This window comes from Streptomyces sp. CBMA156, from assembly GCF_014596515.1.
Classification (GTDB): domain Bacteria; phylum Actinomycetota; class Actinomycetes; order Streptomycetales; family Streptomycetaceae; genus Kitasatospora.
Map to the genome: position 1 here is coordinate 1 of NZ_MSJQ01000151.1, position 8,556 is coordinate 8,556.

5 protein-coding genes and 1 pseudogene are annotated in these 8,556 nt (G+C 73.2%); 3 read left to right on the plus strand and 3 right to left on the minus strand.

Annotation, left to right across the window (positions count from 1 at the left end; genetic code table 11):
• Nucleotides 1-96: 96 nt before the first annotated feature.
• On the minus strand, nucleotides 97-2,451 hold the full coding sequence (locus tag BU198_RS12565) for a glycosyl hydrolase family 18 protein (protein WP_188296926.1): 2,355 nt from the start codon (nucleotides 2,449-2,451) through the stop codon (nucleotides 97-99).
• 286 nt (nucleotides 2,452-2,737) lie between these two features.
• On the opposite strand from BU198_RS12565, the gene BU198_RS12570 reads away from it, so the two are divergent.
• Together BU198_RS12570 and BU198_RS12575 are read left to right on the plus strand one after the other, a co-directional pair.
• Entirely contained in the window at nucleotides 2,738-3,403 is a 666-nt protein-coding gene (locus tag BU198_RS12570) for a class I SAM-dependent methyltransferase (RefSeq protein WP_188296927.1), read from the plus strand.
• 104 nt (nucleotides 3,404-3,507) lie between these two features.
• Complete coding sequence (locus tag BU198_RS12575) at nucleotides 3,508-4,566, plus strand: TolB family protein (protein WP_188296928.1); 1,059 nt, start codon at nucleotides 3,508-3,510, stop codon at nucleotides 4,564-4,566.
• A gap of 6 nt (nucleotides 4,567-4,572) precedes the next feature.
• Here BU198_RS12575 and BU198_RS12580 read toward each other — a convergent pair whose 3' ends face one another.
• Nucleotides 4,573-6,870, minus strand: coding sequence for a hypothetical protein (locus BU198_RS12580; RefSeq protein WP_223244302.1), 2,298 nt, complete (start codon nucleotides 6,868-6,870; stop codon nucleotides 4,573-4,575).
• Between the two features lie 329 nt (nucleotides 6,871-7,199).
• On the opposite strand from BU198_RS12580, the gene BU198_RS12585 reads away from it, so the two are divergent.
• Complete coding sequence (locus tag BU198_RS12585) at nucleotides 7,200-7,787, plus strand: TerD family protein (RefSeq protein WP_188296929.1); 588 nt, start codon at nucleotides 7,200-7,202, stop codon at nucleotides 7,785-7,787.
• A gap of 30 nt (nucleotides 7,788-7,817) precedes the next feature.
• On the opposite strand, the pseudogene BU198_RS12590 reads toward BU198_RS12585, so the two are convergent.
• Nucleotides 7,818-8,556, minus strand: a pseudogene (locus BU198_RS12590) (ABC transporter permease); the annotation flags it as partial.

Sequence of the window (8,556 nt, forward strand, 5' to 3'; positions counted from 1 at the left end):
CGGACCCGGTGCCGCCGCGCTGAGCGGCGGCACCGCGGGCTCGCGGGTGGCCCGCGCGGAGTTCCGCGCGGGCCACCGCTCGTTCCGGACGGAGCGTCAGCGCAGGCTGCTGTCCATCGAGTTGAGCATCGTGCCGGAGGCGTCGTCGTTCTCCAGGGAGAAGGCGAACAGCCCGCCCAGGCCCTTGCTCTTGGCGTAGGCCCCGCGCGCCTGGACGGCCTGCGGGGTGTCACCGGTCCAGAAGTTGGTGCCGTCGTAGACCCAGCTGCTCTCGGTGACCGGGTCCCAGTGGGTCTGCGCCGCGGTCGGGTTGAGCTCCTTCCAGGCGGCCAGGCCGGCCTCCTGGCTCAGCGGCTTCTTCGCCGTCGGGCCGGTCGCGCTCTGGTACAGGCCGTAGTTCGAGCCGGCCGGCACGCCGGTCCAGCCGCGCCAGTAGAACGGGATGCCCAGCACGATCTTGTTCGCCGGGAAGCCGCCGGGGATGCCGTACTCGGGCAGGCCGGTGGTGTACGCGGCGACCGTGGTGTCGACGTTGTACTTGCGGGTGCCCGGGGTGATCGGCGTGGTCGGGTCGGCCGGGCTGTCGTGCAGCGGGTCCTGGTGGTTGGTCGGGCCCTTGGCGTCCCACGCGCCGTGCATGTCGTAGGACATCACGTCGGCGAAGTCCAGGTAGTTGCCGATCTTGTCGGTCTCCAGCTGGGCGACCTTGTCCTGGCCGCTGGGCAGCGCCGCGGTCAGCAGGTAGCGCTTGCCCTGGGCGGCGCCGAGGGTGTCCAGCTGGGTGCGGAACTCCTTCAGCAGCAGGGTGAAGTTCTGCTTGTCGGCGGGGGAGTAGTGGTTGCCGGTGTGGCCGCCGGCCGAGCCCGGGTACTCCCAGTCGAGGTCGATGCCGTCGAAGAGGCCCGCCGCCGAGGCCTGGCCGCCGGAGGCGTCACCGGCCACGCCGGTCGGCAGGTTCCCCTTGAGGAACATGTCGACGCAGGAGGAGACGAAGGCCTTCCGGGAGGAGTCGGTGGCCGCCGCGTCGGAGAAGTACTTGGAGTACGTCCAGCCGCCGATCGAGATGGTGAAGCGCAGGTTCGGGTACTTGGCCTTCAGCTGGCGCAGCTGGTTGAAGTTGCCCTTGAGCGGCTGCTCCCAGGTGTCGGCGCTGCCGTCCACACTGGTGCCGGAGTTGTAGTCGGCCTGGTAGTCGGCGTAGGCGTCGCCCGCGCCGTCACCGGCGTTGGGGTTGTTCTCGTTGCCCGAGTCGGAGGCCTTCACCGCCTGGAAGCAGGTGAACTTGGTCGGGTCGATGTTGGCGAACGCGTAGTGGATGACGTCCAGCTTGCCCGCCGCGCCGCTGGTGTCGACGTTCTTCGCGTTGTAGGCGTTCTCGTAGACGCCCCACTGGTCGAAGTAGGCCGAGCGGATCGGCTGCTGGGCGGGGGCGGCCGCGGTCGTGGTGTTCACCGGCGCGGACTGGGCCGAGGCGTGGCTGCCGGAGTAGCCCTGGACGCTGAAGGTGTAGCTCTTGCCCGGCAGCAGCGAGCTGACCGCGACCGAGGTGCCCATCGAGGTGGCGACCAGCTGGCCGTTGGACCACACCTTGTAGGAGACCGGGCCGTCACCGCTGGTCAGCGTGGACGGCTGCCAGGTGAGGACCACCGCGTTGGAGGTGGCCTTGGTGACCGCGAAGCCGGTCGGGGTGGTGACCTTGCCGTCCCCGGCCGGGCCGCTCGCGGTGCCCGTCGGGGTCGGGGTGGTGGTCGTGGGGGTGCCCGTCGGGGTGCCGGTCGCGGTCGGACTGCCGGTCGCGGTGGGGCTGGCGGTCGCCGTCGGGCTGGCCGTCGCGGTCGGGCTGGCGGTCGGGCTGGTGGTGGCCGTCGGGCTGGCGGTCGAGGTGGGGCCGCCGGGGCCGGTCAGCGTGAGGTCGTCCGCGTAGTACGTGCCGGTGCCGTACCAGCCGTGGGTGAAGACCGAGACGGACGTCGTGGTGGCACCGGTGGTGAACGTGGTGCTCAGCTGGTTCCAACCGGTCCCGCCCGGCGTCCAGGCCGAGGCGTTGACACCGGTGCCGGTGGCGCCCAGGTAGACGTAGCTGCCCTGCACCCAGCCGGCCAGGGTGTACGTGGTGTTCGGCTGGACGGTGACGGTCTGCTGGCACTGCGCGGTGTCGCCGGCCGAGGCGGCGCCGCTGAGCGCGCGGCTCCCGCCGTGCACCGGGCTGGTGACGACCGAGCCGTTGGAACAGGTCCAGCCGGCCAGGGTGCCGGCCTCGAAGTCGCCGTTGGCCAGCAGGTTGACCGGCGCGGCCGAGGCGGAGCCGAAGGTGAGGGCGATGGCGGCACCGCTGGTGGTCAGGGTGGCGGCCAGGGCCAGTGCGGTGGCCCTTCTGCGGTGGGCGGCCCGACGGCCGGCGCGCTCCCCGGCGGGGTGGGCGGGCTGTGCGGGCAGGACACGGTCGTGCATGCGGTGGGTCCTCCGGATGTGTGGGGGGTTCCGGCGGTGCGGTGGCCCGGGTGGGCCGTGGGGAGCCGGCCCGGGCGCGGTGGGGGCGCCGCGGGCTGGTGACGCGTGCTGACGAACGGTGCGCGGACGGGACGGGCCTCCGACCCGTTCACGTCACGACTGAACAGATTGGACTGGACCAATATTCGCCGTCAAGGGTGTCCGCCCGCTGGACCGTTCCCGACCGGGGGCGCCGGGGCCCGGTAGGTTGGCCGCTACGAGCAGGCCCGCCGAACGAGGAGGCGCGATGGACAGCCAGGACTGGGACGACCGCTACGCCGCGAGCGAGCTGGTGTGGGGCGCCGAGCCCAACCAGTGGGTGGTCCGCGAACTGACCGGCCGCACCCCAGGCCACGCCCTCGACCTGGCCGCAGGAGAGGGCCGCAACGCCATCTGGCTGGCGGCCCAGGGCTGGGAGGTCACCGGACTGGACTTCTCCGCCGTCGCCCTGGAGCGTGCCGAACGGCTCACCTCCGACCTGCCCGACGAGGTCGCCGACCGGCTCACCTGGCGTCACGGCGACGCCCGCGCCGTCGAAGCCCCCGCCGCCGGCTACGACCTCGTCCTGGTCGCCTACCTCCAGATCCCCGCCGCGGACCGCAGGGCCGCCCTGCGCCGCGCCGCCGACGCGCTCGCCCCCGGCGGCACCCTGCTGGTCGTCGGGCACGACCTGAGCAACCTCACCGAGGGCGTCGGCGGACCGCAGGACCCGGCGGTGCTCTTCACCCCGCAGGACGTCCTGGCGGACCTCGCCGACCGCGGGCTGCGCACCGTCCGCGCCGAGCGGGTGCACCGCACGGTCGGCGGCGAGCCCGGGCACCGGGGCGGCGGGGGTGGCACCGGAGGCAAGGGCGGCGAGGACGCCAGGATCGCGGTGGACGCGCTGGTGCGGCTGGAGCGCGGCGCGGGGTGACGGGCCGGCGCCCTCCGGGTGGCGCGGCCACACCTGCCGGACGGCGAGGCCCGATCCACCTGGCGGCGTACGACAACTGACGTGTCGTCAACTAGCTTTTGGGCATGAGGACTCGTGTGCTCCCGGCGGCGGTGGCCGCCGCCGCGCTGCTGCTGGCCGGATGCAGCGGTTCGGGCTCCGGCCCGGACGCAGGTTCCGGCCCCGGTTCGGGTTCCGGCGATGCGGAACGACGGTGGCCGACCGCGGAAGGTGCCGAGCGCCGTGCCGACGGCGCGCGGCTGCTCTACCGCGCCGCGGGCGGCCACAGCGCCCAGAATCCGGCCTTCGCCCCGGACGGCCGGTCGGTGCTGCTGACCGAGTTCAGCGGGGGCTACAACCAGGGCGCCGCCGCCCTCAGCGTCCTGCCACTGGACGGCGGCGCGCCGCGCAAGGTGGTGGAGGATCCGGACAAGGCGGCGGTCAACCTCCCCGGCACCAGCTGGAACGCCGCCGCCGACGCCTTCGCCTTCGCCACCGACCGGGAGTCCGAGCACGACGAGGTCTGGCTGATGAAGCCCGGCGGCGCCCCCGAGCGGGTGACCAGGCACGCCGACGACAGCGGCTACAGCGAGCCGAGCTTCTCCCCGGACGGCGAGTGGATCGTCTTCCAGCAGAGCCACGACCCGGAGCACGCCGCCGCGGGCGGCGCGGCCGGGCGGGACTCGCTCTGGAAGGTCCGCCGCACCGGCGGCACGCCCGTCCCGCTGGTGGACGGCCCGGCCACCGGGACCGACAACCGGCAGCCGAACTGGTCCCCGCAGGGCGACCGGATCGTCTTCCAGCGGCGGAGCGCGGGCCGGGAGGACTGGTCGCTGTGGACGGTCGCGGCGGACGGCGGCGGACTGCGGCAGGTCACCGCGGCGCCGGGCGAGCACACCGACCCGAGCTGGTCCCCGGACGGCCGTTTCCTGGTCTTCTCCTCCAACCTCGGCGATCTGCCCAACGCCCAGGTCTTCGTGGTGGAGGCGGGCGGCGGCACGCCCGTCCGGGTGACCCGTGACGACTCCGCCTACGACGGTGCGCCGAGCTGGTCCCCGGACGGGCAGTGGATCGCCTTCGAGTCCGCCCCGGGCGGCGAGGCCCACCCCGCCGCCCTCTGGCGGATTCCCGCGCCCGCCGGATAGGGCCCGTCAGGCGGCCGGGCCGGCGGTGATCGTGACCACCGAGTACTGCGCGACGGTCAGCGGCACGCTGACCGTCCCGCCGGTGACGGTGTACGGGACGGCCTTGGGCGTCGGGTCGGTGCCGTCCGGACTGGCGACGGTGACCGCCGTGACGCCCGCCCCCGCCGGGAGGGCGTAGGAGAGCGTGCAGTTGGCGGGTGCGCTGTGGAAGGCCGCCGGGGTGTCGCCGAAGTTGGTGAAGTTCACCAGGTGGACGACGGTGTCGGCGTCGATCCGCCGGGCGTCCAGGAAGATCCGCCGGTCCCCGGCCAGGGTGACGGCCGGCGGGGCGGACTGCCGGACGGCGGTGAGCAGTTGGTCCGCCGAGGCCTGGTCGGTCTTGGTCAGGTAGCTCAGGCCGGGCAGCGCCTTGACGTACCAGCAGCTGCCGCTGCCGTAGGAGTTCTGTTTGGTGGCGGGCAGCGGGTCGGCCCTGCGCAGGCCGAGTACGTCCGCCAGCGCGAACTCGGTGCGCTGGCCGCCCAGTTCGTCCAGCGCGGTGGGCGCGGGGCCGGTGATCACGATCGTTCCGCCGGCCGAGACGAAGGCGCGCAGCAGCGCCGCCTCGGTGTCCGAGACCGCCTGGAGGTTGGGCAGCAGCAGCACCTTGAAGCGGGCCAGGTCGTCGGCGGTCAGGCCGGGGCTGGGCACCGTGTCGAACGGGACGTGGGCGTAGACCAGTGCCTTCACGGTGCCCCGGAACTCGCCGAGCCAGGAGAGCGAGGCGCAGCTCATCTCCGGGTCGTCGCCGCCCCACCAGTCGGTGACCCCGGCCGGCGCCTTGGCGTTGACGTACATCCCGTTGCCCTCGCCGGGGGCCACGTAGTCCCGGGACGGCGCGGAGTGGTAGACGCCGACCTGGGCGATCGAGGCCGGGTCGTAGAGCTTCGCCTGGTTGAGGCGGACGAAGCGGTACATCCGGGTGCGCATCGGGGCGTCCACGGTGTCGTTCTTGAACGGGGTCTTCACCTCGTACGGGTTGCAGCCCGCCGCGATCAGCTGGGACATCACCAGCGAGGCGTCGTCGGCCTGCCAGCCGTAGGAGAACGCCCAGGCGGGCTTGGTGCCGCTGGCGGCGCGGGCGTACTTGTACATCGAGATCAGGCAGACCCAGTCGGAGGCGGTGGCGTGGCGCATGCCGTCGTAGTTGCCGAGGATGTCCACCTCCCAGACCTGGCCGACGGCGCCGGGGGCCTGGCGCAGGTAGCCGCCGTCCAGGCCGATCGAGGTGGCGTAGCGGTAGTCCATCGAGACGGTCTCGACGAAGGTGACCAGGTCGGGGTTGACCGAGCGGCCCGCGTCGGCGATGTCCAGCTGGAACCGGAGCAGGTTGCGGTGGCGCCACTCGACGTAGCGGCGGAAGACCGGGTCGGCGAAGTTCGCGGCCTTCGGCAGGGCGAGGCCGGTGTCCGCCTTGAACGCGGCCGCGCCCCAGGTGGAGGCGTCGCACCAGGAGAGCACGCCGTCGAAGTAGATCGGCACGTCCGGCCAGATGCCGTCCACGCCGGTCGCGGCCACGCCCTTGATCCGCTTGAGGTAGTAGTCCCGCCAGGGCGAGTTGGGGCTGAGCCAGACGCTCTCGTCGCCCGGGTCGACCCAGACCACCACGCTGCCGTAGAACACGTTGGGCTTGCCGGCGATGTCGCGCTGGACCCAGTTCTTGCCCTGGTCGTTCTTGTAGAACGAGCGGCCCTTCTCGCCGCCGGGGGAGATCAGCTCCAGGGACGGGTAGTACATGACGACCTTGAGGCCGGCGGCGTGGGCCAGGCCGGTGAACATCTTCACCTCGGCCATGTGGGCGGCGAACTGGGCGTCGGTGAGCCAGTCGGAGAGCAGGGTGTCCAGCTCGATGACGCTGACCTCCTGCGCCTTGAGGGCGTCCACGGCGCTCTGCATGTCGGCGGGCTCGTTGAAGGTGCCGTCGGCGATGCGGGCGTAGCGGGTCCAGTCCGGCCAGGCCTGCCCGGCGGTGCCGCGCGGGCCGGCCAGGTGGGAGGAGGGCCACAGGCCGTCGTAGCGGGAGTTCCCGTACTCGGCGCTGTCGTACTCCACGGCGGGGAACGTGGGCGGTGTCTCGGCCCAGGCGGTGCCGCCGGGCAGCAGCCGGACGGTGGCCAGTGCGCCGCCCGCGCCGAGGCCGGCCCGGAGCAGGCGGCGGCGGCCGAGGCGGGACTCCCCGGGGTGTTGCGGTGCGGCGTGCTGTCCGGCTCTGTCGGGCCTGCCGGTTCCTTCGTGCTGTTCGGTTCCTTCGTGCTGCTCGGGCATGGTGGTCCCCCCAGCGTCAGTGGGCCGGCGCGGGTGGGCGCGGCCCGGGAACGGTCGTGAGCACTGCGATCGGTGCGGACGCGGCGCGCGGTCGCTGCCGGGCGCGGCCCCGGGGCCGACCCTAGACTGTGCGCAGTCCCGGTCGTCCGGTCACGGTCCGCGGCTACGCCAGACGTCGGACCGCCGGTTCCCTCAGTATGCGGACCGTCGTCGGGGTGAGGTCCGGGGGCTTACGGGGTACAGGTGCTCGCAGGACACCGTTGATGATCATAATTTTCTACAGTGCTGTAGATTCGCGGCACGGGCGGTGGCAGAACGAGGAGGGCGCGATGAGCGTTTCGCTGGCCAAGGGGCAGAAGATCAGCCTGGAGAAGCCGGGCGGTGGGCAGCTGAGCCTGGTCCGGATGGGCCTCGGCTGGAAGGCGGCCGAGCGCAAGGGCTTCTTCTCCAAGCTGCTCGCAGCCGGCCGGGAGATCGACCTGGACGCCTCGGCGGTGCTGTTCGCCCAGGGGCGCCCGGTGGACGTGGTCTTCTTCCAGCACCTCAACAGCAACGACGGTTCGGTCCGGCACAGCGGGGACAACCTGGTCGGCGGCTCGGGAGCCGCGACCGACGACGAGTCCATCACCGTCGACCTGACCACCGTCTCGGCGGAGGTCGACCAGATCGTCTTCACCGTCAACTCCTTCACCGGGCAGACCTTCCAGGAGGTCGAGGCGGCCTTCTGCCGGCTCGTGGACGAGACCACCGGCACCGAGCTGGCCCGCTACACGCTCACCGGCGGTGGCCCGTACACCGCCCAGATCATGGCGAAGGTGCAGCGCACGGCGACGGGTTGGCAGATGGCCGCGATCGGCCAGCCGGCCAGCGGACGGACCTTCCAGGACCTGATGCCGGAGCTGGTCAAGCACCTCTGATCCCGGTCGGGGTGTGCCCGGCGCCGGGCGTCAGTGGACGTCGCGGCGCCGGAACCCGGCCAGGGCCAGCGCGATCAGGGCGGCCGCGACCGCGGTGAGCGCGGCGAGCGGCGTCCAGTCCATCGGGGCCGCCGGGAGCCGGGGCACGTGGCCGTACGGGGAGAGCCGCTCCAGGCCCGCGGGGAGGTCCAGCAGCGGGCCCAGGTAGCCGATCACGAAGGCGTACGCGGGGACCAGCCAGGCCAGCGGCGTCATCCTGGGCAGCCAGCCGTAAACGGCGGCGGCGAAACCCACGGTCACCCACTGGGCGGGCGCGAAGGCCAGCGCCGCGCCGGTCAGCCGCAGGAACGCGCCCCCGTCGCTGCTGGACAGCGCCCCGGCCAGGCCGAAGCCCACGCCCGCCGCGAGCAGCACCGCAGTGGAGCCCAGCAGGGCCGCCGCCAGGTGTCCGCCCAGCCAGGCGGACCGCGACACGCCGGTGGCCAGCACCGGCGCGGCCCGTCCCGCGCTCTCCTCGGCGCGCGGGCGCAGCGTCGCCAGCACCGCGTGGACGCCGCCGATCACGGCGACCACCAGCATGGTCAGCGCGGCGTAGGAGTCGGCGAGGGTGGGCCCGCCGAGCCGGGCCAGCGCGTCCCTGATCCGGTCGACGTCCCTGAGCAGCGAGTCGGCGTCGCCGAGCAGTGAGCCGTACATCGCGCCCACCACCAGCAGCGCGGCCGCGAAGCCGCCGAGCAGTCCGCGGTGCAGGCGCAGCGCGAGGCCGAAC

Coding starts and splice junctions, on each gene's coding strand:
- BU198_RS12565 (WP_188296926.1), bottom strand. CDS start 2,451: ATGCACGACCGTGTCCTGCCCGCACAGCCCGCCCACCCCGCCGGGGAG.
- BU198_RS12570 (WP_188296927.1), top strand. CDS start 2,738: ATGGACAGCCAGGACTGGGACGACCGCTACGCCGCGAGCGAGCTGGTG.
- BU198_RS12575 (WP_188296928.1), top strand. CDS start 3,508: ATGAGGACTCGTGTGCTCCCGGCGGCGGTGGCCGCCGCCGCGCTGCTG.
- BU198_RS12580 (WP_223244302.1), bottom strand. CDS start 6,870: ATGCCCGAGCAGCACGAAGGAACCGAACAGCACGAAGGAACCGGCAGG.
- BU198_RS12585 (WP_188296929.1), top strand. CDS start 7,200: ATGAGCGTTTCGCTGGCCAAGGGGCAGAAGATCAGCCTGGAGAAGCCG.